We start from the raw sequence: 25,847 nt of genomic DNA, 5'->3' as shown, positions 1-25,847 counted from the left end.
TGACGCAGCAGCGCGACCAGCTCACCCGCGATGCGTTGCGCGGTCGGGCCATCGACGCGAGCCTGCTCGTGCAGCAGCTCGATGCGCAGCCGCTCTCCGGGGAGCACCCGTAGCGTCAGCGGGTAATGGTTGCCGCTGTCGGCCCGCATCGGCCCGAAGCTCAGCGACGCGTCGCCCGATTGCCGGAGCGCCTCGTCCACCGGGTAGTTCTCGAAGACCAGCACGGTGTCGAAGAGGCCGGCGCCGCCGGTGGCGGCCCAGCGCTGGATGTCGTACAGCGGCGTGTGCTCGTGCTCGCGGGAGGCGACCGCCTCGGCCTGCATCCCGCGGAGCCAATCGCCGACCCCGAGCTCCGGACGGGGACGCGCCAGGACCGGGATGGTGTTGATGAACAGGCCCACCATGTCCTCCACTCCGCGCACCTCGGCCGGACGGCCCGCGCCGGTGGTGCCGAAGCAGACGGTCCGCTGCCCGGTGTAGCGCTGCAGCAGCAGCGCCCACGCGGCCTGGACCAGCGTGTTGAGCGTCAACCGCGCGCCGCGGGCCAGCGCCGTCAGATCGCGGGTCTCGGTCTCGTCCAGCCCCTGGCGTATGCAGCGATAGCCCTCGCCGTCGCGCGAGGCCGGCAGCGACTCGACCAGCTTGACCGGTCCGTCCAGCATGGCAAGGCGCTCCTGCCAATGGCGCTTGGACGCATCGGCGTCGCGGCCGGCCAGCCAGGCGATGTGGTCGCGATAGCGGCCCGCCGGCGCGGGCACCGTGGCGCCGCCATAGTCGCGCAGTACCTCGGCCATCAGCCGGGCCGTGCTCCAGCCGTCCACCAGCAGATGGTGGGTCAGCCAGATGAAGTGATACGTCCGCGCGTCCGTGCGGACCAGGATCATCCGCATCAGCGGTGGCTGGGCCAGATCGAAGGGCCGTGCGCGCTCCTCCGCGGCCAGCGCGTCGAGCGCCGCCGCCTCCACGGGGCGCTCGCGCCAGTCCAGGGTCCGCATCGGCAACGCAACCTCGGAGGCCACCCATTGCAAGGCGGGCTCGGTGTCGGACAGGAAGCCGGTGCGCAGACTCGCGTGACGCGCGAAGGCGCGACCCCAGGCGGCGCGGAAGCGGTCGAGATCCAGCCCGTGGATGTCCACGCGCAGCAGGTTGACGTAGGTGCTTGCCTGACTGCCGCCCTGGCCGTCGCCGACGCTGTGGAACAGCATGCCCTGCTGCATCGGCGACAGGGGGTAAAGGTCCTCCAGTCGGGCGGATTGATCGGCGCTCAGCGGCAGGTGGTCGAGCTGCGGCTGCGTGAGACCGGCCAGCGGGACGTCCGAGGGCGTGAGGCCGCGCGCGCCGGAGAGGCAATGCGCGACCAGCGCGCGGAGCTCCGCGCCGAACAGGTCAGCGAGGCGCTGCACCGTCGCCTGCTCGTGACGCGAGGTGCTGTAGCCGAGTTGCAGACGGAGTTCGCCGGCGTACACCTGACCATTGATGGACAGCTCATGACCGGCCTTCGACGAGGGATCGAGTGTCTGACCCGCGCGCTCGCCGGCGATACGCCAGGGCGCGTCGTTGCCGAAGCTCGCGTCGAACTGGCCCAGATAGTTGAAAACGACCTGCGCGCGCGGCAGACCGCGCAAGACCTGACGCTGCGCCTCATCGCCGAAGTGCTTGAGGACGCCGAAGCCCAGTCCTCGCGTGGGCACCTGCCGCAAGGTCTCCTTGATGCGCTTGATCGCCTCGCCCGGCTCACCCTCGGCTTGCAGCAGCACCGGGAACAGGCTGGTGAACCAACCCGCCGTGCGTGAAGGGTCAACGCTCAACGCAGCCGATGCCTCGGGGGAGGTCGCCGCGCCGGCGATCGCATCGCTCAGATCCTCCCGCCCGTGGCCTTCGAGGTCGACGAGCACGCGGTCGATTCCGCCCCAGGCGCACAGCGCTCGACCCAGCGCGGTCAGCAGCAGGTCGTTGACCTGCGTGCGGTAGGCCGCCGGCGCCTGCTTGAGCAGTTGCGCGGTCGTGTCGACGTCGAGCCTCAGCTCCACCGAGCGGCGCTCCGCCACGGTGTTGCCGCCTTCGGGGTGCTCGATGGGAAGCGTTGACGGCGAGTCTCCCTGCGATTTCCAGTACACCACTTCATCCTGGTGGTGATCCGCATAGGCGCGCAGCGCGCCAGCCCAACGGCGCAGGGCTGATCTCGCGCGAGGGAGTTCGATCTCCCGACCCGCGATGCTCAACGCCTGCGCGGTGCGCAAATCCTCCAGCAGCACGCGCCAGGACACGCCATCCACCGCCAAGTGGTGGATCACCAGCAGCAGCCGCTGGCCGCCGTCCGGCAGCTCAATCAGCAGCGCGCGCAGCAGCGGGCCGCGCTCGATGTCCAGACTACGTTGGGCCTCGTCGCACAGCGCTTCAATCGCGGCGCCTTGCGTGGCGCCAGCCTGGACCTGCCGAATCCACAGCAGCTCTTGGAGCTCGCGCTCGTCCGCCGGCTCGCAGCGCTGCTCCCATCGGCCATCGGCGTCCTGGATAAAGCGCAGCCGCAGGCTGTCGTGATGACGCACCAGCGCTTGAAGAGCCGTCTTCAGCGGCTCGATGCTCAGCCGCTCGCGCGGCTGCAGCAGCACCGACTGGTTCCAGTGATGCCGAACCGGGACGTCCATCTCGAAGAACTCGGCCTGCATCGGCAGCAGCGGCAGGGGCTCGCCGTGCTCGGGGGGATCGATGAGGACAACGCCCTCGCCGTTCTCGCTGCCGACCTTGACCGCCTCGGCGACCGCCGCAAGCTGCGCCACCGTCTGGCGCTCGAAGAGCTGCCGCGGCGTGATGCGCCAGCCGCGCTGACGCAGCCTCGCCACAATCTGCAGGCTCAGGATGGAGTCGCCACCCAGCTCGAAGAAGTTGTCCTCGCGCCCGACCTGCTCGAGCTTGAGTACCTCGGACCACACGGCGGCAAGCGTCCGCTCCGCCTCACCCTGGGGGGCTTCGTGCACCCGCGCTACGGGCTCGGGCTCCGGCAAGGCCTTGCGGTCGATCTTGCCGTTGGCGTTCAGCGGCAAGCGCGACAGCACCATCAGGATGGACGGCACCATGTACTGCGGCAGCGAGACCGACAGGCGCTCGCGGATCGCGTTCACATCGATTGCACTGGCTTCGTCCTCTGCGACGTCGCTCTCGGCAGCGTCGCTCGCGCTGGCCTTCGGCGCGATGTACCCCACCAGTCGCTGCGCGCCCGTCGGTCCCGGCCGGGCCACGACCACCGCCTCGCCCACACCTGGCTGCGCCAGCAACTGCGCCTCGATCTCGCCGAGCTCGATCCGCAGCCCGCGGATCTTGACCTGATGGTCGAGTCGGCCCAGGTACTCCAGTTGACCATCGGCGCGCCAGCGCACCAGATCGCCGGTGCGGTACAGGCGCTCGCCTGGTTCGAACGGGTCGGCGACGAAGCGCTCCGCCGTGAGTGCCGGTCGGTGCAGGTAGCCGCGTGCAAGACCCACGCCGCCCAGATAGAGCTCACCGGCCACGCCACGCGGCACGGGCGCGAGCTGCGCATCGAGCACCCACGTGCGGATGCCCGCGATGGGCTTGCCGATCGGCACCGCCGCTCCGCCCTCGTCCTGGCAGTGCCAGAACGTCACGTCAATGGCTGCCTCCGTCGGGCCGTACAGGTTCTCCAGCGCCACTCCGGGCAGACGCGCCAGCACCTGCGCCTGCGCCGGCGCGGGCAGCGCCTCGCCGCTGCACACGATGCGCTTCAGCCCCGAGCAGCTCGAGGCGCCCTCATACGCGAGGAAGGCTTGCAGCATCGACGGCACGAAGTGCAGCGTCGTCACGCGTTGGTCGACGATGCGCCGCACCAGTCGCGCTGGATCGCGATGCTCGCCCGGCGCGGCCAGCGCGAGCCGCGCGCCAGTCATCAGCGGCCAGAAGAACTCCCACACCGACACGTCGAAGCCGAATGGCGTCTTCTGCAGCACCGTGTCCGACGCGTCCAGCGCGTAGGCCTGCTGCATCCAAGCGAGCCGGTTGCGCAGCCCGCGATGCCGATTGGCCGCGCCCTTGGGTCGGCCCGTCGAGCCCGACGTGTAGATCACATACGCCAGATGCTCGCCGTGCAGCGTCAAGCTCGGGTCGTGCGAGGGCTCGCCCTCGAGCAACAGCGTGTCCAGCGTCAGCACCGTGAGGTCTTTCGCGTCCCCGCGCGTTCGTGCCTCGTCAATCAGCGGCAACAGCGACGATTGCGTCAGCAGCAGCTGTACCCCGCTGTCGCTGAGCATGTAGCCGATGCGCTCGGCCGGGTACTCGGGATCGATCGGCACATACGCGCCGCCGGCCTTGAGGATGCCCAGCAGCCCCACCACCATCTCCACCGAGCGTTCCATCGCGATGCCCACGCGCACGTCCGGCCCCACGCCGCATGCGATGAGCCGATGCGCCAGGCGATTCGCACGCGCGTTGAGCTCGGCGTAGCTCAGCGAGCCGCCATCGTGCGTGAGCGCCACCGCATCCGGCGTGCGCCGAACCTGCGACTCGAAGCGCTCATGCGCCCAGCCGTCACCATCACCATCACCATCACCGTCGCCGATGCCCGGCTCGCCATTCGGACCGCCGACGGCTTCGTGTCGCAGCTCCTCCGCGCCGATGCTCCACGCGCGCTGCTGCGCGTGCTCGTCCTCGTCCAACAGATCGATCTGCCGCAGCAACCGATCCGGTTCCGACGCCAGCGCTTCCAGCACCCGCAGGTAATGCCGACCGAGGCGCTCCACGGTCGCGACCTCGAACAGCTCCGCCGCATAGCTGAAGGTCCCGCTCAACCTCCCTTCGGAGGTCTCGATCGTGTGCAGCATCAGCTCCATCTGCGCCGTCTGCTCGCCCAGCGCGAAGGGCTCCAGCGTCAATCCCGGCAGCGTCGGCAGCGTCCGCAGATCGCTGCGCTGATGGTTGAACATGACCTGGAACAGCGGGCTCACCTCCAGGCTGCGCTGAGGCTGCAGCGCGTCGACGAGCTGCTCGAACGGCAGGTCCTGGTGCGCCTGCGCGCCCAGCGCCGCCTCCCGCGCCTGACGCAGCGCGTCGCGCAGGCTCATGTGGCCGTCCAGCCTGGCCTGCAGCACCTGCGTGTTGACAAACAGACCGACGACGCCGCGCGTCTCGCTGCGATGCCGGTTGGCGATGGGCACGCCCAGGCGCAGCGCGCCCGCACCCGTGTACCGATGCAGCAAGACCTGGAAGCCCGCCAGCAGCAGCATGAAGCGCGTGCAGCCTTCCGCCCTCGCCCGCGTGTCCAGCGCACGCGCCAGCGCCTGGGGCACATCGACGCTCAGACTGCCCGCCCGATAGCGGCCGTCCGGACGCCGCGGATGGTCGGTCAGCAGCTGCAGCGCGCCGGCCTCGTCGGTCTCGCCACCACCTCCCTCGCCCGCCAGATGCCCGCGCCAGTACGCCAACTGGCGGTCCTTCTCCCCTGCCTCCAACCAATGGCGTTGCCAGATCGCGTAGTCGGCGTACTGCACCTCCAGCGCCGGCAGCACCGTGGAGGGTGAGGCCCGTTCCTCGACGCCCTCGCGATAGAGCTCGACAAGCTCCTGCACGATCACCTCCATCGACGCGCCGTCCGACACCACGTGATGCATGACCAGCACCAGCACGTGCTCCCGATCCGACAGGCGCAGCATGGTGGCGCGCAGCAGCGGACCGGTCGCCAGATCGAAGGGCTCGTCGCACAGTTGCCGGGCGATACGATGCGCCTGCGCCTTCCGCTGCGTTTCAGGCACGTCGCACAGATCCAGCAGCGGGAGCGCCAGCGTCGCCTCCGCCCGAACCACCTGCTCCGGCTTGCCGTCCGCGTCGGTCGCAAAGACGGTGCGCAGCGCCTCGTGCCGCGCCGTCAGCGCGTTGAAGCCTTCGCGCAGCGCCTCCAGCCGCAACTCGCCGCGCAGCGTCAGCGCGCGGCTGATGTGATACGCGTTGCTCTCCGGCGCCAGCTGCCACAGGAACCATTGCCGCGCCTGCGCATAAGAGGCCGGGCAGCGCGCGCCCTGCGCCGCCGGCCGCCGCAGCACCGGGAACTGGCCGATCGACAGTCCCTCCGCCGTGATCTTGCGGTACACCGCGCGACGCTTCGCGTCGTCCAGTTGAGCGAATCGTTCCGCGATGCCTCGCGTCGCCACTGCGTCCATCAGGAGGTCTCCAAATCGTCGATGAAGGAATCGATGCCGGCGAGCGTCCGCGCCAACGGCACCGTCCGACGCTCCGCCTCGATGCGGCCCGCCAGTCCGGCGGGGGTCGGGTGTTGAAAGAGCTCGCGCACCGTGAGCGTCACGCCCAGCGCCGCCTGCAACCTGGCCATGGCCTGCACCGCCAAGAGTGAATGGCCGCCGAGCTCGAAAAAGTCGTCATGGCGCCCGACCTGGGGCAGATCCAGCACGGTGGCCCACAGCGCGGCCACGGCCTGCTCGGTCTCACCCACCGGCGGCTCGCCCTGCGCGCGCACGGGCGCGTCGGGCGCGGGCAAGGCCTTGCGATCGATCTTGCCGTTGGCGTTCAGAGGCAGCCGCTCCAGCACCACGATCACCGCCGGCACCATGTGCGCCGGCAAGGTCGCGGCCAGCGCCAGCCGCAGCGCCGCCGCCTCCAGCGCCGCGCCGACGCGCGGCGCGGCATGGGCCACGAGCTCGGCACCGCCTGCGCGCATGCGCACGGTCACCGCCGCCTGCGCCACGTCCGGCATCGCCAGCAGCGCGGCCTCGATCTCGCCCGGCTCGATGCGGAAACCGCGCAGCTTCACCTGCTGGTCGATCCGGCCGAGGTACTCCAGCTCGCCCGTCTCGCGCCAGCGCACGCGGTCGCCGGTGCGGTACAGCCGGCCGCCGTCGCCGAAGGGGTCGGCGATGAAGCGTTCCGCGCTCAGGCCGGGCCGGCCCAGATAGCCGCGCGCCAGTCCGGCGCCGCTCACGTAGAGCTCGCCCGCCACGCCCGCCGGCAGCGGCGCCAGCTCCGCGTCCAGCACGCGCAGACCCAGGTCGGGAATGGCCGCGCCGATGGGACTGCGGGTCGCGTCCAGGTCCGCGAACGCGATCGGTCGGTAGGTCACGTGGACCGTGGTCTCCGTGATGCCGTACATGTTGACGAAGCGCGGTCCCGACTCGCCGAAGCGCGCCACCCACGACCGCAGCCGCGCGGGATCCAGCGCCTCGCCGCCGAAGATCACGGTGCGCAGCGCCAGGCCGCGGGCATCGGGTGCGGCGTCGCCGCCGTCCGTGCGTGGCGCCTCGCGCAGGACCTCCTCCTGCAGCTGTCCGAAGGCGGACGGCGTCTGGTTGAGCACGGTGACGCCCTCACGACACAGCAGCGCCAGGAAGTCGGACGGGGAGCGGCTGATCCAGTACGGCACCACCACCAGACGACCGCCGGTGCACAGCGCGCCGAACAACTCCCAGACCGAGAAGTCGAAGGCATAGGAATGGAACAGCGACCACACGTCGCTTTCATCGAAGCGGAACCAGGCCTCGGTCGCGTCGAGCAGCCGGATCACGTTGCGGTGGCTGACCGCCGCGCCCTTGGGCTTGCCCGTCGAGCCCGAGGTGTAGATCACATACGCGAGCTGGTCCGGATGGACCGTCATCGATGGATCGTGCTCCGGCTCACCGGCCAGATCGGGCGCGTCAATGCGCAGCGTGGCGATGCCGGTCACGGGCGCGGCATCCGCCGCCCCGGCGGTCAGCACGAGGCTCACGCCGCTGTCGAGCACCATGTGGGCGAGGCGCTCACGCGGATAGTCCGGATCCAGCGGCACGTAGGCCGCGCCGACCTTGAGCACGGCCAGCAGGCCCACCACCAGCGCCGCCGAGCGCGGCGCCGCGACACCCACCTTGGCCTCCGGCCCGACGCCCAGCGCGATCAGGCGATGCGCCAGTCGATTGGCACGGGCGTTGAGCTCGGCGTAGCGCATCGACTGTCCGTCGGCCACCAGCGCGACCGCCTCCGGCCGCGCGCGGGCCTGCGCCTCGAAGCGCCGATGCAGGGCCTGCGCCCGCGCTGACTCGTGCGGGCTGGCCGGGTCGCCCCAGCGCCGGACCTGCGTCCGTTCCTCGTCGTCCAGCAGGTCGAGCTCGCCGCGGCCCTCGTCCGGGTCCAGCGACATCAGCCCCAACAGCAAACGCCGCAGATGCCGCCCGATGGTCGCCACCGCGGCGGTGTCGAACACCGCCACCGCATGGCGCAGGCTCAGCCGCAGCGTCTCGCCCGGCTGCACCACCAGCATGAGCGAATAGTGCGTCTCCTCGCACTTGATCGTCCGCGTCACGCGCAGCCCACCCGCCGCGCGATCGCGCAGGGCCTCGTCGATCGGATAGTTCTCGAAGACAAGCAAGGTATCGAACAGCCCCTGCCCCGCCTGGCCCGCCCAGCGCTGGATCTCGAAGAGCGGCACCTGGTCGTGCTCGCGCGAGGCGCCGTTCTGCGCCTGCAGCTCCCGCAGCCAGGCGGCGCCGGCCCGCGGACGCGGCGCGGTCACTACCGGCAGCGTGTTGATGAACAGGCCCACCAGGCGCTCGGCATCGGGCAACTCGGCGACACGCCCGGCGCTGGTCACGCCGAAGCACACGACGTCCTGCCCCGTGTGGGCCTGCAGCAGCAGCGCCCAGGCCGCCTGCACCAGCGTGTTGAGCGTCACCCGACGCGCCTGCGCGAAGCGCGTCAGCCGCGCGCTGTCCTCGACGTCGAGCTCCAGCCGCCACTCGTCCTGAACCGCTGCCGGTGCCGGCGTCGCCGTGGACGCGGCCACCGCAGTCGCCGTCGTGATGGCGGCATCGACGGGACGTCGCACCGACTCCGCCAGACGGCAAGGCTCGGGCAACTGATCCAGCACCGCCTGCCAGTGCAGGCGCGCCGCGCCGGCGTCGCGTCGGGCCAGGGCCACGATGTGATCGCGGAATCGGGATTGGCGCGGCGCGACCGTCTGCCCCGCGTAGCGGCCCAGCACCTCCGCCATCAGCTGCGAGGTACTCCAGCCATCCAGCAGCAGGTGATGCCAGGTCCAGATCAGGTGATGGCGGTCGCCGGGCAGGCGCACCGCGGTCATCCGCATCAGCGGCGGCGCGGCGAGATCGAAACCGCGCCGCCGGTCCGCGACGGCCAGCGCCTGCAGTCCGGTCTCGTCGATCTCCGGTTGCCGCGTCCAATCCAGCACCTGCCAGGGCAGCGTCGCCCGCTTGGCGACCCACTGCAGCGGCAGCTCTCCCGCGAGGAAGCCGGTGCGCAGCGTCTCGTGCCGATCGAGCGCGTCCTGCCACGCGGCCTGCAGGCGCGGCAGGTCCAGCGCCTCGAGGTCCAGCCGCAGCTGGTTCAGATAAGCGGTGCCCTCCGGCGCGCTGAGGCTGTGGAACATCAGCCCGGCCTGCAACGGCGACGGCGGATAGAGATCGGCGAGCTCGCGCAGCGGCAGGCGCAGTCGGTCCAGTTGCTCCTGCGTCGCGCCCGCCAGCGGGAAGTCCGACGGCGTGACGCCTTGCGGGCCGCGCGCGCAATGGTCGATGACGGCGGTCAACGCCCGCACCTGGCGGTCCAGCAGATCTTGGACGACGGCCTCCTCATGCACCGCGCCGCTGAAGGTCCAGCTCAGGCGCAGCTCGCCGCGATAGACCAGCGCGGAGACCTCCAGCCAGACGCGACGACGGCTGTGGGCCGCGCGCGCGGCGCCGGCGCTCTCCGGCGCCGGACGCCACAGCGCACCGGCGTCGACGCTTTGGTCCAGTTGACCCAAGTAGTTGAAGCTGACTTGCGGATACGCGCGCCCCGCCAGCGCCGCGCCGTCGACGCTCAGGTGGCGCAGCACGCCGTAGCCGACGCCCTTGCCGGGCACCCGCCGGAGCTGCTCCTTGACGCGACGGATCGACCGGCCGAGATCGCCCGGGTCCGGCGACAGACGCACCGGATAGAGGCTGGTGAACCAGCCCACCGTGCGCGACAGATCCGCCACCTCGTCGTCGACGCCCAGGTCCTCGCGGCCGTGGCCCTCGAGCTCGATCAACACGCTCTCGCGACCGTCCCATTCGCACAGCACCTGCGCGAGCGAGGTCAGCAGCAGGTCGTTGATCTGCGTGCGGTAGGCCTGCGAGACCTCGAACAGCAGACGCTGGGTGGTCGCCTCGTCGAGCGAGCGGCTGAGCGTGCGCGCCTGCGCGATGTGGTTGGCGCCACCGGCGTCGCCGGGCAACGAGGGCTCCGCCGGCCCGGCGACGTCCAGCCAATGCGGCAACTCGTCTCGCAGCGCGGTCGATCCCGCGGCGGCGTTCAATTGACGCGACCATTCGCGGAAGCTGGCCGACGACGGTGCGAGCTCGATCGGTCGGCCGTCACGCAGTTGGCGATGTGCGATCTGCAGATCCTCCAGGATCACGCGCCAGGACACAGTGTCCACCACCAGGTGATGGGCCACCAGCAGCAGCCGGCCCGGCCGACCGCCGCCCAGTTCCATCCAGACCGCCTTGAACGGCGCCGTCAGGCTCAGGCTGGCTTGCACCGTGTCGGCGGCCCGCGTGATGGCGGCGGAGGCGCCTTCGCGCTCCACCGCATCGCTCAGATCGAGCGACTCGAAGAACGCCGTCGGCAGACCGGAGGTCACGGCCTGCCGCCATGTTCCGGACTCCTGACGGAAGCCGGTGCGCAGCGCGGCATGCCGCAGCACGACCTGCACTACCGCCTCGCGGACCTGCGCGGGATCCACCACGTCGGTGGCGGCCAGCATCAACGACTGGTTCCAATGATGACGGGGCGCATCGCCTTGGAAAGCCGCCTCGAAGAACCAGCGCTGCACCGGCGTGAGATCGAAGCTGCCGCCGTCCTCGCCCGGCGTGGCGCTGGGCCTCGACGCGCCGGCGTCGATGGCGTCGGTGGCCGTGGTGCCATCAGCGCCGATGGCCGTCGAGCCGGTCGCCGGCAGCGCGGCGGCATCGACGCGAGGCGCGATCGCGGCGACGGTCTGCAGCTCCATCATCAGCTTGGGGCTGAGCTTGAGCCCACGGCGCCGCGCCCGCGCGACGATCTGCAGGCTCAGGATGGAGTCGCCGCCCAGTTCGAAGAAGTTGTCGTGACGACCGACGCGCGAGGTCCGCAGCACGTCGGCCCACACCTGCGCCAGCGCCTCCTCGACCTGGCCGATCGGCGCGTCGCCGTCCTGACGATGGACGCCGGAATCGGTCGCCGACGCCTCATCGGCGCGGACCAGTCCCGGCAGCGCGCGACGATCGAGCTTGCCGTTGGCCGTGAGCGGCAAGGCCGACAGCGTGGCGATCGTCGTGGGCAGCATGTAGTCCGGCAACGTCGCCGCCAGCGCCTGACGCAGCGTGTCGGTCGCCAGCGCGCGGCCCTCTGCGGGCACGACATAGGCGTGGAGCTGCGTGCGGCCGTCCTCGGTCTCGACCGGCAGCACGGCGGCATTCGCCACGCCGTCCAGCGCCAGCACGGCCTGGACCACCTCGCGCAGCTCGACGCGATAGCCGCGCACCTTGAACTGGTCGTCGAGGCGCCCCAGGAACTCCAGGCTGCCGTCGGGCCGCTGCCGCACGCGGTCACCGGTGCGGTAGAGCCGCCGGCCCGTGTCGAAGGGACTCGCGATGAAGCGCTCGGCCGTCTGGCCGGGCCGCCCCTGATAGCCGCGCGCGACCTGGACGCCGCCGAGATAGAGCTCGCCCGCCAGACCCGCGGGCACCGGCCGCAGCCAAGCGTCGAGCACATGCGCCTCGCCGCCCGCGAGCGGTCGACCCAGCGGCAGCGTCGCGGCCCGGCGATCGGCGGTGAGCGCCTCCTGCGTGAGCAGGCCGACGGTGGTCTCCGTCGGACCGTAGTGATTGAGCACCGAGGTGTCCGGGCTCAACTCGGCGACGCGCTCCAGCAGCGGCCAACGCGTGGCCTCGCCGCCCACCACCAACCGACGTCGCGGCAGCACGTGCGACGGATCGGCCGCGCTCATCAGCGCTTGCAGATGGCTGGGGACAATCTTGAGCACGTCCACCTGGTGGCGATGCATGTAGTCGGCGAAGCGGTCGGGATCGAAGGCCGTCTCGGCCGAGACCAGATGCAGCAGCCGCGCCGAGCACAGCGCGCCGAACAGCACGGTGTGCCCCAGGTCGGCGGCCACGGTGGAGACCATGGCCATGCTGGTCGCGGAATCGTCCAGGGCCAAGCGCTGCAGCACGGACCGAACGTAGTGGGCCAGCGCGCCGTGGCTGACGACCACGCCCTTGGGTCGCCCGGTGGAGCCGGAGGTGTAGATCAGGTAGGCGGCTTGCGCGGGATGCGTGGAAAGCCCGGCGAGCTCTGGAGCGCTCGCACGTTGCGCACCTTCGCTGATCGCCTCGATCTCATCGAAGCCCAGTACCGGAACGTCGGACTGCCAGCCAAGCGGCGCGGCAGCCAGGATCAGCGCGGCTGCGCTGTCCGCCACCTGATGCGCGAGCCGGTCGGCGGGTAGCGCGGGGTCCAGCGGCACATAGACGCCACCGGCCTTGAGCACGCCCAGCAGGCCGACGACCAGCGGCACCGAACGGTCCGCGCACACGCCCACGCGTGTCTCGGCGCGCACGCCACGCGCGCGCAGCACGGCGGCGAGCTGATCGCTGCGACGGTCCAGCGCCTCGAAGCTCAGCACCTCAGGCTCGGCCATCACCGCGGCCGCTTGCGGTGCCTGGCGGACCGAGGCTCGCCACAGCGACAGCACGTCCGGCGCCTCCGCGATCGCGGACGCGTCCTCAGGGACCACCACCGGCACGGCCACCGGTTGAGCGGCGTCCGGCCAGGGCAGATCGGCCACGCGGGCCTCCGGTTGTCGTGACAGCAGGTCGACCAGCCCCAGCAGCAGGCCCTCGAACAGCGTCGACAGACGCGTCATGGTCGGCTCGTCGAGGGCGCGGAGATCGTGCAGATACTCGATGCCCAACTGCTCACCGAGCTTGACGCGCAGCGTGCAGGGATAGTGGTTGCCGTAGGCGGCATGGGCCGTCCCGAACCGCAGCGGACCGTCGCCGACCCGCGTCAGGATCTCGTCGAGCGGATAGTTCTCGAAGACGATGATCGTGTCGAACAGCCCCTGTCCCGCGCCCAGGGCCGAGACCGCGGCGGCGCGCTGGATCTCGGACAGCGGCGTGTGCTCATGCTCGCGCGACGCTGCGTTCTGGTCCTGCAGCGCGGCGAGCCACTGGCGCAGCGACTGATCCGGTCGCGGATGCGCGACCACCGGCAGCGTGTTGATGAACAGCCCCAGCGCCTGCTCGATGCCGGGCACCTCGGCCGGTCGGCCGGCGGTGGTCGCGCCGAAGCACATTGGCTCGCGACCCAGCACCGCCTGCAGCGTGAGGCCCCAGGCGCCCTGGATCAGCGTGGAGACGGTGAGCCGCTCGCCGCGGGCGAAGGCCGCCAAGCGCGCGGTATCGGTGCGCGCGATGGTGGTGGCTCGCGTGCGGAAGTCTTGCGTGCGATCCAACGGCCGGCCCGCCGCGAAAGCGTCGGCCAAGCGCGTGGGCCGTTCGAGGGACGAGAGCAGCTCGTGCCAGTAATCGCGCGAGGCCCGCGCATCGGCACGAGCCAGCCAGCCGATGTAGTCGCGGTAGCGGATAGGCGGCGCTTCGGGGATCTCACCGCCGTAGTGGCGCAGCACCTCGGCCATCAGGCGAGACGTGCTCCAACCGTCGAGCAGCAGATGGTGGTGGGTCCAGATGAAGTGATGGCGGCCCTCGTCCAGCCGGACCAGCCGCAGCCGCATCAGCGGCGGCGCGGCCAGGTCGAAGCCGCGCGAGAGCTCCTCGCCGGCGAGCGCGTCCAGCGCGTCCAGCGCGGCCGCGGCGTCGGCGCGATCGCGCCAGTCCTGCTCGATCAGAGGCGGCTCGACCGAGCGGGACACCCACTGGCGCGGTGTCTCGCCGTCCAGGAAGCCGGTGCGCAGGATGGCGTGGCGGTCGAAGGCCGCGGCCCAGGCCGCCGCGAAGCGCAAGACGTCCAGTCCGTGCACGTCCACGCGCAGCTGGTTGACGTAGGTGCCGGACTCCGGATCGACGACGCTGTGGAACAGCATGCCCTGCTGCATCGGGGACAGCGGATAGAGGTCTTCCAGTCGGGCGGATTGATCGGCGCTCAGCGGCAGGTGGTCGAGCTGCGGCTGCGTGAGACCGGCCAGCGGGACGTCCGAGGGCGTGAGGCCGCGCGCGCCGGACAGGCAATGGGTCACCAGCGCGCGGAGCTCCGCGCCGAGCTGGTCGGCGAGGCGCTGCACCGCAGTGGCTTCGTGTCGAGCGGCGCTGTAGCTCAGCTGCAATCGGAGCTCACCGGCGTACACCTGACCGTTGATGGAGAGCTCGTGCGTGGCCCGCGAGGACGGATCCAGCGGTTGGCCCGCGCGCTCGCCGGCGATACGCCAGGGCGCGTCGTTGCCGAAGCTCGCGTCGAACTGGCCCAGATAGTTGAAAACGACCTGCGCGCGCGGCAGACCGCGCAAGACCTGACGCTGCGCCTCATCGCCGAAGTGCTTGAGGACGCCGAAGCCCAGTCCTCGCGTGGGCACCTGCCGCAAGGTCTCCTTGATGCGCTTGATCGCCTCGCCCGGCTCACCCTCGGCTTGCAGCAGCACCGGGAACAGGCTGGTGAACCAACCCGCCGTGCGTGAAGGGTCAACGCTCAACGCAGCCGATGCCTCGGGGGAGGTCGCCGCGCCGGCGATCGCATCGCTCAGATCCTCCCGCCCGTGGCCTTCGAGGTCGACGAGCACGCGGTCGATTCCGCCCCAGGCGCACAGCGCTCGACCCAGCGCGGTCAGCAGCAGGTCGTTGACCTGCGTGCGGTAGGCCGCCGGCGCCTGCTTGAGCAGTTGCGCGGTCGTGTCGACGTCGAGCCTCAGCTCCACCGAGCGGCGCTCCGCCACGGTGTTGCCGCCTTCGGGGTGCTCGATGGGAAGCGTTGACGGCGAGTCTCCCTGCGATTTCCAGTACACCACTTCATCCTGGTGGTGATCCGCATAGGCGCGCAGCGCGCCAGCCCAACGGCGCAGGGCTGATCTCGCGCGAGGGAGTTCGATCTCCCGACCCGCGATGCTCAACGCCTGCGCGGTGCGCAAATCCTCCAGCAGCACGCGCCAGGACACGCCATCCACCGCCAAGTGGTGGATCACCAGCAGCAGCCGCTGGCCGCCGTCCGGCAGCTCAATCAGCAGCGCGCGCAGCAGCGGGCCGCGCTCGATGTCCAGACTACGTTGGGCCTCGTCGCACAGCGCTTCAATCGCGGCGCCTTGCGTGGCGCCAGCCTGGACCTGCCGAATCCACAGCAGCTCTTGGAGCTCGCGCTCGTCCGCCGGCTCGCAGCGCTGCTCCCATCGGCCATCGGCGTCCTGGATAAAGCGCAGCCGCAGGCTGTCGTGATGACGCACCAGCGCTTGAAGAGCCGTCTTCAGCGGCTCGATGCTCAGCCGCTCGCGCGGCTGCAGCAGCACCGACTGGTTCCAGTGATGCCGAACCGGGACGTCCATCTCGAAGAACTCGGCCTGCATCGGCAGCAGCGGCAGGGGCTCGCCGTGCTCGGGGGGATCGATGAGGACAACGCCCTCGCCGTTCTCGCTGCCGACCTTGACCGCCTCGGCGACCGCCGCAAGCTGCGCCACCGTCTGGCGCTCGAAGAGCTGCCGCGGCGTGATGCGCCAGCCGCGCTGACGCAGCCTCGCCACAATCTGCAGGCTCAGGATGGAGTCGCCACCCAGCTCGAAGAAGTTGTCCTCGCGCCCGACCTGCTCGAGCTTGAGTACCTCGGACCACACGGCGGCAAGCGTCCGCTCCGCCTCACCCTGGGGGGCTTCGTGCACCCGCGCTACGGGCTCGGGCTCCGGCAAGGCCTTGCGGTCGATCTTGCCGTTGGCGTTCAGCGGCAAGCGCGACAGCACCATCAGGATGGACGGCACCATGTACTGCGGCAGCGAGACCGACAGGCGCTCGCGGATCGCGTTCACATCGATTGCACTGGCTTCGTCCTCTGCGACGTCGCTCTCGGCAGCGTCGCTCGCGCTGGCCTTCGGCGCGATGTACCCCACCAGTCGCTGCGCGCCCGTCGGTCCCGGCCGGGCCACGACCACCGCCTCGCCCACACCTGGCTGCGCCAGCAACTGCGCCTCGATCTCGCCGAGCTCGATCCGCAGCCCGCGGATCTTGACCTGATGGTCGAGTCGGCCCAGGTACTCCAGTTGACCATCGGCGCGCCAGCGCACCAGATCGCCGGTGCGGTACAGGCGCTCGCCTGGTTCGAACGGGTCGGCGACGAAGCGCTCCGCCGTGAGTGCCGGTCGGTGCAGGTAGCCGCGTGCAAGACCCACGCCGCCCAGATAGAGCTCACCGGCCACGCCACGCGGCACGGGCGCGAGCTGCGCATCGAGCACCCACGTGCGGATGCCCGCGATGGGCTTGCCGATCGGCACCGCCGCTCCGCCCTCGTCCTGGCAGTGCCAGAACGTCACGTCAATGGCTGCCTCCGTCGGGCCGTACAGGTTCTCCAGCGCCACTCCGGGCAGACGCGCCAGCACCTGCGCCTGCGCCGGCGCGGGCAGCGCCTCGCCGCTGCACACGATGCGCTTCAGCCCCGAGCAGCTCGAGGCGCCCTCATACGCGAGGAAGGCTTGCAGCATCGACGGCACGAAGTGCAGCGTCGTCACGCGTTGGTCGACGATGCGCCGCACCAGTCGCGCTGGATCGCGATGCTCGCCCGGCGCGGCCAGCGCGAGCCGCGCGCCAGTCATCAGCGGCCAGAAGAACTCCCACACCGACACGTCGAAGCCGAATGGCGTCTTCTGCAGCACCGTGTCCGACGCGTCCAGCGCGTAGGCCTGCTGCATCCAAGCGAGCCGGTTGCGCAGCCCGCGATGCCGATTGGCCGCGCCCTTGGGTCGGCCCGTCGAGCCCGACGTGTAGATCACATACGCCAGATGCTCGCCGTGCAGCGTCAAGCTCGGGTCGTGCGAGGGCTCGCCCTCGAGCAACAGCGTGTCCAGCGTCAGCACCGTGAGGTCTTTCGCGTCCCCGCGCGTTCGTGCCTCGTCAATCAGCGGCAACAGCGACGATTGCGTCAGCAGCAGCTGTACCCCGCTGTCGCTGAGCATGTAGCCGATGCGCTCGGCCGGGTACTCGGGATCGATCGGCACATACGCGCCGCCGGCCTTGAGGATGCCCAGCAGCCCCACCACCATCTCCACCGAGCGTTCCATCGCGATGCCCACGCGCACGTCCGGCCCCACGCCGCATGCGATGAGCCGATGCGCCAGGCGATTCGCACGCGCGTTGAGCTCGGCGTAGCTCAGCGAGCCGCCATCGTGCGTGAGCGCCACCGCATCCGGCGTGCGCCGAACCTGCGCTTCGAAGCGCTCGTGCGCCCAGCAATCACCGTCACCGTCACCGTCACCGTCACCGTCGCCGATGCCGATGTCCGCCTCGCCATTCGGCCTACCGACGGCCTCGTGTCGCAGCTCCTCCGCGCCGATGCTCCATGCGCGCTGCTGCGCGTGCTCGTCCTCGTCCAACAGATCGATCTGCGACAGCGGCCGATCCGCCTCCTCGACGAAGGCCGCCAGCACGCGGTCGTAGTACCGCGCCACGCGCCGCGCCGTGTCGGCGTCGAACAGATCGGTGTTGTACTCCAGCCGTCCCCGCACCCTGCCCGCGTTGATCCCGATGTCGAGCGAGAGCTCGAACTTCGCGCTGTCCTGCGCGAGCCGGATCGGCTCGACCGCCAGGCCCTCCAGGGTCAGGTCTCGCGCCGGGTCGCCCATCTGCAGCCCGAACAGCACCTGGAACACCGGATTCCTGGCCGGATCGCGCCGCTCCTTGCGCCGCGCCACGATCAGCTCGAAGGGCACCTCCATGTGCGCCATCGCCGCCAGCGTCTCGGCGCGCACGCGCCGGCACAGCTCGCGCGGCGTCGTCGCCCCGTCCATGCGGACACGGAAGACCTGCGCGCTCACGAAGCAGCCCAGCACGCCCTGCAGTTCCTCGCGATGCCGCCCCGTGACCGGCACGCCCACCGCGAAGTCCTCCTGCCCGGACAGTCGCGCCAGCAGCGTCTGCCAAGCCGCCAGCAGGACCACGAAGGGCGTGCAGCGTTCGGCGCGGCAGAAACGCTCCAGCGCCACCGCGCGCTCGGGCGCGAGCTCGACCGGCTCCTCGGCGCCGGCGAAGGTCTGGCTGGCCGGACGCGGACGATCCAGCGGCAGATCGATCGGCGCGAGCGACGGTCCGAGCACCTCGTCCCAATGACGCAGGCTGCCATCCAGATGCCCCTCGTCATGCCGCCGCCGCTGCCAGACCGCATGGTCGGCGTACTCGACGGGCGGCTCGGACAGATGAATGGGCTCGCCCGCGACGGCCTGTCGATAGGCCTGGCCCAGATCCCGCGCGAGGATGGGATTCGACCCGCCGTCGGAGGCGATGTGGTGCAGGCACAGCGCGAGCACCTGATGCCGCTCGTCCAGCCGGATCAATCGCGCGACCAGCGGAGGCGCGACGCCCAGATCGAAGACATGCCCGGCGATCTCCCGCACCGAAGCCTGCAGACGCGCCTCGCGCTCGGGCTCCGGAACGGCCGACAGGTCCACGCGCTCCAGCCGGAAGTCGACCGACCCGTTCACCCGCTGCATCGGCACGCCGTCGATCTCCTGGAAGCTGGACCGCAGCACCGCGTGACGCGTGATCACCGCCTGGAAGGCGCGCTCCAGCGCTTGCGGGTCCACCGCGCCCGTCAGCCGGAAGGCGCGCGGCAGGTTGTAGGCGGTCAGGCCCGGCCTCAGCCGTTGCAGCAGCCAGAGCTGTTCCTGGGCATGGGACAGCCGGTACGGCTGGCCCTGCGGCGCGAGTCCGCGCACGAGGGCATCAGCGTCGGCGTCGGACGCGGAGCGCCGGGCCGCGGCGGCGAGGGAGGCGATGGCCGAGTCGGAAGCTGCGTCATTCATCGTGGATGTCCGGTGGCGCTGGACGCGTCCAGGGAAGAGAGGGATGGGAGGGAAGGAAACTCGGCGTGCAAGGCGGCCGCGAGCGCGCTCGGCGTGGGGTGGTCGAACACGAGCGCATGCGCCACCTCGACCGCCAGCAGCTTGCGCAGGCGAGCCACCAGCCGGATCACGAGCAGCGAATGCCCGCCGTGATCGAAGAAGTCGTCGTCGACGCCGAGCGGCGCGCGATCCAGCAGCTCGCCCATGTGGACGGCGATCCGGCCCGCGAGGCTGTCATCGGCGGCACCAGCACCAGCACCAGCGACCGCGGTCACGGTCGCGCCCTTGTTCGCGCCTTCGTCCGCGTTCCCGCTCGCGCTTGCGTGCCCGGCGATGTTCTCGACGGGATTGACCGCTGCCTCCGTCGTGGAGGTCGTGGAGGTCGTGGCGACCTGTCCGGCCAAGGCCAGGCGATCCACCTTGCCGTTGCCCAGCCGCGGCAGTTCCACCATGAATCGATAGCGCGACGGTCGCATCGGCTCGGGCAGGCGCGCCGTCAGGTGGGCGCGCAGCGCGGGCTCCAGCGCGGCCTCGTCCGCGCCGTGTTCCGGTACGACGATGGCCGTCAGCTCCGGACCGGACGACCCCGCGCGCGCCAGGACCACGGCCTGGCGGACCTGCGCGTGCGAGAGCAACGCGGCCTCGACCTCGCCCGGCTCGATGCGGTGGCCGCGGATCTTGAGCTGGTCATCCGCCCGTCCGGCGAGTCGCAAGCCGCCCTGCGGCAGCAGCCACGCCAGATCGCCGGTGCGGTACAGGCGTCCTCCGGCATGGAAGGGATCGTCGACGACGACCTCGCCCGGCCGGTTCAGGTAGCCGCGGCACAGCTGCGCGCCGCCGATCCAGACCTCGCCCATCGCGCCGACCGGCACCGGCCGCATCGCCGCGTCGAGTACCCGCACCCGGTTGTTGGCCAGCACCGTCGACAGCGGCAACACCGCCGGCGGCGCGGCGTCACCGGCCTCGGGGCGGCGCACGGCATGCACCATCACGCCGACGGTCGTCTCCGTCGGGCCGTAGTGGTTGTGGATGTCGCAGTGCGGCGCGATGCGCCGCAGCCGCTCGATCAGCGCGCGGGGCGCCGCCTCGCCGCCCAGGACCAGGCAGCGCGGCAGGCTCGGCTGGTCGGCGTCGAGCAGCGCCTCCAGGTGCGAGGGCACGATCTTCAGCGCGTCGATCTCGCGCATGCGCATGAATCGGGAGAAGGCCTCGGGATCCTGCGAATCCCGCGACGAGGCGATCACCAGACAGGCCCCGTTGAACAGCGCGCCGAACAGCGCGGTGTTGCCCAGATCCGCCGCGACAGTGCTTGTCAGCGCCCAGCGCCGGCAGGCCTCGAGTCCCATCGCCGCGCTGGCCGCCGCCACGTAGTTGAGCAGCGCGCCGTGTTCGATGACCACGCCCTTGGGTGTCCCGGTCGAGCCCGAGGTGTAGAGCAGATAGGCGGCATCGCTCGATCGGCCGGGCTCGAACGGGGCCGGGTCGGACGCGCCGGCGCCCGGCTCTTCGCCAAGGCGCTCGATGTCGATGACGTCGCCGTCACCCTCCTCGCCTTCACGGCCGCGCAGCACCACGCGCGGCCGCGCGTCGTCCAGCACGGCCTGCCGGCGCGCGATCGGCCATTGCGGATCCAGCGGCAGATAGGCCGCGCCCGCGCGCCAGGCGGCGAGCATCGCCACGACCAGGCTTGCCGAGCGCGGCAGCGCCAGCGCCACGATGTCGCCCCGCGCCACGCCTGACGCGCGCAGCCGGCGTGCCAGCCGCAGCACCTCGTCGTCGAGCTCGCGATGGCTCAGGCGCCGGTCTCCGTCCTCCAGCGCCGGTGCGTGCGGCGTTCGCTCGGCCCACTGCGCCGTGCGCGTCGCCACCGTGGCGGTGCCGACATCCAGCGGCGCCGGGTCGGCCAGCAGCTCGGCTCGCCGCGCCGCCGGCATGAATTCCAGCGCCTCGACCGGCGTCTCCGGACGGGCCGACGCATCCTCCAGCAGCGCGAGCAGTTGCTCGCACAGCCGCTGCGCATCCGCCGCCGAGTAGTGGGAGGACGACGCCCGCACCGAGATGAGCACGGCATCAAGGTCGCCCTGCCCGCCATGCCGACGCCAATCGACGTGCACGGCCAGCTCGGTCCCGAGGCTCGCCCCATCGCCGGGTGAGCCGATCTCGCGCACCGACCAGCGCGCGCCGCCCGTGACCGCCTCCGTCCACATCGAGGCCGACGCGCCGAAGGCCAGATGACGGCGATCGGTGGGCGCGTCGACGGGCCAGTACTCCTGCGCGGCCGCATGTCGCTCCTTCGCCGCCGCGAGCCGATCAAGCCAAGCGCCGAAGCCCTCGCCGGCGACCGGGTCGACGACCAGGGGCAACAGCTTCTCGTAGGGGCCGACCGCGCCGAGCATCAGCTCGTAGTCATCCCGGCAGTCGTGCGCCCAGCCGGCGACGAAGGGCGTCCAGCCCTGCAGGCGCGACAGCAGCAGCCACCAGGCGGCATGGATCACTTCCGGCGCGCGCAGGCCGTGCGCGGTCCCGATTTCATCGATGCGCCGCGCGAGCCGGCCCTCGCAGCTCGCCGAAGCGGACTGCGCCGCGCCGGCCGAGCCGACGGCCACATCGGTCGGGGCGTCAACGGCACCCGAGGTCGCCGCTTCCACACGGTCGCGTCGGAAGGACAGGCACGCGGCCTGATCGCCGATGACCTGCGCGAGGTGATCGCTCCAGTAGGCCGCGATGGCGGACGCGTCCTCCTCGTCGGCCAGTTCCTGGCGCCAGGCCACGAACGCGTCGTACTGGAAGACCGAGGCCGGCGGCAGACTCGTCGCATAGGCCTCGGCGATCTGTCCGGCCAGCGCGATGAGACTGCCGCGGTCCGCGACCCATTCGCTCAGGCGCAGGGTCAAGGTGGTCCGCTCCGGCCCGACGGCGTTCAGCACTGCCCGCACGTTCGGCGCGTCGAGGCGGTCCTCGTCGCCCTCTTCCCGCCACCGCGGCAATGGCCCCTCCTCCATCGCCTGCCGCAGATCGCGCCGCCCGCTCACCCGCAGCAGCCGATGCCGCAGCCCCTGATGCGCGCCCAGCACACGCTCGACAGCGTCACGCAGGCGGGCCAGGTCCACGGACCCGATGACATCGAGGCTCAAGCGCCAGCCGTCGGACGCGACGTCCACCACGCCGTCGCCCTCCATCGCCGACAGCCGCGCGCACGCGGCGCTCACGCCCGGCAGCGCGCGCTGCTCGGGGCTCAACGGCAGGCTGCCCAAGACAGTCCGTTCCGGCGCGTTCATGGCGCGCCTCCCACGTCGCGCCAGCCCGCCAGATCGACCCGATCGAACATGGCGCCCATCGCCACGACGATCTTGCGCGGCCCCTCGTACGGATCACGCGCATGCGCCGCGACCATGTTGTCCAGCATCACCACGTCCCCGCGCCGCCACTCGAAGCGCACGGCGCAGTCCTCGTAGGCGCGGCCGATGATCGCCATCGTCTCGTCGGCGATGGGCGCGCCGTCGCCGTAGCGAACGTCGCGCGGCAGCCGGCCGGGACCGGCCGTCGACAGCAGGTCCTCGCGCAGCTGCGGATCCAGGCAGGCCGGATGGTGCAGCTGCACCTGGTTGAAGAAGACCCGGTCCCCGGTATGCGGATGCGTGATCACCGCCGGGCAGCGCGTGCGCGTCTGCAGCGTCCGCTCGTCCAGCCAGCTCCAGGCGATGCCGGCGCGATCCAGGCGCTGCTCGACCTCGTCGCGCCGGTCGGTCTTGTAGAAGTCCTGCCAGCTGACGTCCAGCCGCGGCGTGAAGGTGCGCACGTACAGCAGGTGGCGGCGCTCGAACTCCTCGACCAGCGCGGCCGGCAGCCGGCGCAGCATCTCGCGGCCGTCCACGATCGGCGTGGCGCCGCCGACCGGCGACGGCAGCTCGCAATAGAACCACTGCTTGCGCGGCCAGCGCTCCAGATGGGCGCTCTCGTTGTGATACAGGATCATCTGGCGCTCGGGATAGGGCGTGGACTGGTAGGTGTTGCGGCCGCCCTCCTTCTTGGGCAGGTCGCCGTAGCTGCCGTAGAGCGCCGGCTCGATGGTCTCGGCGAAGGTCTCGAACGCCTGCGGCGTGCGCAGCCCAAAGTCGCGAAAGAGCAGCGCGCCGTGCCGCCGCACCAAGGTCTCGACCTCGTCGGCATGGGCGCGGGCCCAGGCGGCGGCGTCCAGATCGGGCGTCGTCGCCTCCAGCACCAGCGGGAACTCGCGGCCGGGGGCGAGGAAGCCGCGGCGGACCTGCGCCGCGCCGCCGTCCAGCGGCTGGCCGGCGCCAGCGGCGCCGGATCGCGCGGCCAGGCGACCCAACCGGGCCAGCTTGTCCTGTGTCGAAGGCATGCTCATGGAAGAACGCTCCGGGGAAAGAGAAGGAGTCGAGGACGCGCCGACGGCGTCGGCCGGCGCGATGAGAAGGCGGTCCGGCGCGTCGACCCATTGCCGGAGCACGCGCTCCCATTGCGCGGCGAACGCGGCCACGGTGGCGCGGCGATAGAGCGCCGGGGAGAACACCCAGTCGATGCCCAGGCCGCCATCGGTCAGGGGTCGCAGGAACACGGCCAGATCAAACTTGGACGCGACCGCCGGCTGGGCCACGATCTCCACCGCGACGCCGGCCATCTCGAAGCGCTCCGGCGGCGTGTTCTGCAACACGAAGAGCACCTGCACCAGCGGATTGCGGCCGCGGTCGCGCGGCAGCGCGAGCCGGTCCACGATGCGGTCGAAGGGCATGTCCTGATGATCGAAGGCACCCAGCAGACTGTCCTTGACCCTCGCCAGCCAGGCGCGGACGGTCCCGGTCGCTCCGGCGTCCGCGTCGTCGGGCAGGCGCGAGCGCACCGGCACCACGTTGACGAAGAAGCCGATCAGGCCCTCCAGCAGCGGGTGCTCGCGACCGGCCACGTCGCTACCGACGATCAGATCGCGTTGACCGGAGCGCTCATGCAGCACCCACAGGAAGGCGGCGAGAAGCACCGTATAGGGCGTGGTGCCGGCTTCGCGGGCCAGCGCGGCCGCGGCGCGCGCGAGCGGCGCCTCCAGCCGGCCGGTGATCGTGTCGGCCGTGTGCGATGCCCGCCTCGGTCGTTCCAGATCCTCTGGCAGCGTGGACACCGCCGGCGCCTGCGCCAGGTAGTGGGTCCAGAACGCCAGACCGCGCTGCCCCGCTTCGCCGGCCAGTCGCCGCTCGTGCCAGCGCGCGTAGTCGCGGTACTGGACCGGCAGCGCCGGCAGCGCGGACGCACGCCCGTGCCGGAGCGCCTCGTGCAGGGCGCTGAACTCGCGGGCCAGCACGGCGGCCGACCAGCCGTCGAACGCGATGTGGTGGATCACCAGCACCAGCGCGTGATGCGCGGCGCCCAGGCGCACCAGGGCCGCGCGCAGTAGCGGGCCGGTCGCGAGATCGAAGGGCTGCGCGGTCAGGTCGCGGACCAGCGGCGCGAGGTCCTCCAGGGATGTGACGGCGTCCGGCGACCCGGTCGTCGAGATCGACAGTCGCCGCAGCGGCACCGGCGCCGCGTCCAACACCACGGCCGCGGGCTCCCCCGAGTCGCGCTCCGGGTACACCGTGCGCAGCGCCTCGTGCCGCGCGATGACGCCGGCCAGGGCCTGCTCGATCAGGTCGGGATCGATGTCGCCGCGCAGCGAGAGCACCGCGGGCTGGTTGTAGGCGGCGCGACCGGCGGCGTCGGCCAGCCGGTCCACCATCCAGAGCCGGCGCTGGACCGGCGACAGCGGCGAGAAGTCCTCGCGCGGCGTGGGCACGAGCGCGTCCTGCGCCCGCGGCGACAGCTGCCCCGCGACGGCGGCGGCGAGATGCGCCACCGTGGGCTGCTTGAAGAAGTCGCTCGGATGCACGCTCGCGCCGTGAGCGGCGCGGACCCGCGAGAGGATCTGCACGGCGAGCAGCGAATCGCCGCCCAGCTCGAACAGGTTGTCCTCCAGGCCGATGGGCGTCAGCCCGAGCAGCTCGCCGCAGATCTCCGCGAGCGCCAGCTGCAGCCCCTCCGAGGGCGCGACGTAGGGCGTGCGCAGCGCGGGACGGGGCTGACAGTTCCGCGGTGTCGGTACCGTCGAGGCCGGCGAGGCCGACGAGGCCGGCGAGGCCATCGCGTCGACGGTCTCTTCCCACCCCCGCAGACGCTGCCGCAGGTCGGTGGTGGACACGAGCACCTGCGCCGCCGCGGGCGCGCTCAGGATGCGCTCGAGCGCGAATCCGCCCGCTTCCGGCGCGATGCCGATGCCTTCCGGCATCGCGACGCCGGCGGCCATGCCGATGCCGCGCCAGCCGTCCCAGTTGACCGACACCAGCCGCGGGCCCGACGCGCCTCGCAGCGACGCGATCGCGTGGGCGTCGAGGTAGGCGTTGGCGCCCGCGTAGTCGATGCGGCCCAGTCCGCCGGCGATGCTGGCCAGTGACGAGCACAGGACCACGAAGGTCGGCGGACGATCGGCCAGCGCGTCCAGCAAGACCTGCGTGCCGCGGAGCTTGGGGGCGAAGACGGCCTCGACCTCGGCCTCGCCGCGAGCGCCCGGCCGTCCGGTCCCGGCCGCGCCGGCGGCATGGATCACGCCGTGCAGGTCGCCGAAGCGCTCATGGGCCTGGGCCAGCGCGACGCGGACCGACTCGGCGTCGGTGACGTCGGCCCGCAAGACGAGCAGCTCGGCGCCGAGGGCCTCGATCTCGCGCAGCTCCCGCGACAGCGCGTCGCTGGTGGGCACGGCGCCGCGGCCCACCAGGACCAGCCGCGCCTGATGATGTCGCGCGAGGTGGCGTGCCAGCGCCAGGCCGACGCCGCCCAGCCCGCCGGTGATCAGGTAAACGCCGCGCGAGCG

Annotated in this window: 2 protein-coding genes and 2 pseudogenes; all 4 read right to left on the bottom strand. The window is 71.5% G+C overall.

Features of this window, described 5'->3' with window-relative positions:
- Positions 1–2 precede the first annotated feature (2 nt).
- Positions 3–6,164: pseudogene (locus QM732_RS07460) on the bottom strand (amino acid adenylation domain-containing protein); the annotation flags it as partial.
- Entirely contained in the window at positions 6,164–18,952 is a 12,789-nt protein-coding gene (locus QM732_RS07455) for an amino acid adenylation domain-containing protein (RefSeq protein WP_415655540.1), read from the bottom strand. The gene QM732_RS07455 and the pseudogene QM732_RS07460, both read right to left, overlap by 1 nt.
- Entirely contained in the window at positions 18,949–22,269 is a 3,321-nt protein-coding gene (locus QM732_RS07450; RefSeq protein WP_415655539.1) for an amino acid adenylation domain-containing protein, read from the bottom strand. The genes QM732_RS07455 and QM732_RS07450 overlap by 4 nt, the downstream gene beginning before the upstream one ends.
- Positions 22,266–25,826 (bottom strand): annotated as a pseudogene (locus QM732_RS07445) (SDR family NAD(P)-dependent oxidoreductase); the annotation flags it as partial. The pseudogene QM732_RS07445 and the gene QM732_RS07450, both read right to left, overlap by 4 nt.
- Positions 25,827–25,847 lie beyond the last annotated feature (21 nt).

Source organism: Roseateles sp., assembly GCF_047654805.1.
Classification (GTDB): domain Bacteria; phylum Pseudomonadota; class Gammaproteobacteria; order Burkholderiales; family Burkholderiaceae_C; genus Pelomonas.
The sequence above is the reverse complement of the archived record's forward strand: the minus strand, read 5'-3'. Positions and strand labels throughout refer to the sequence as shown.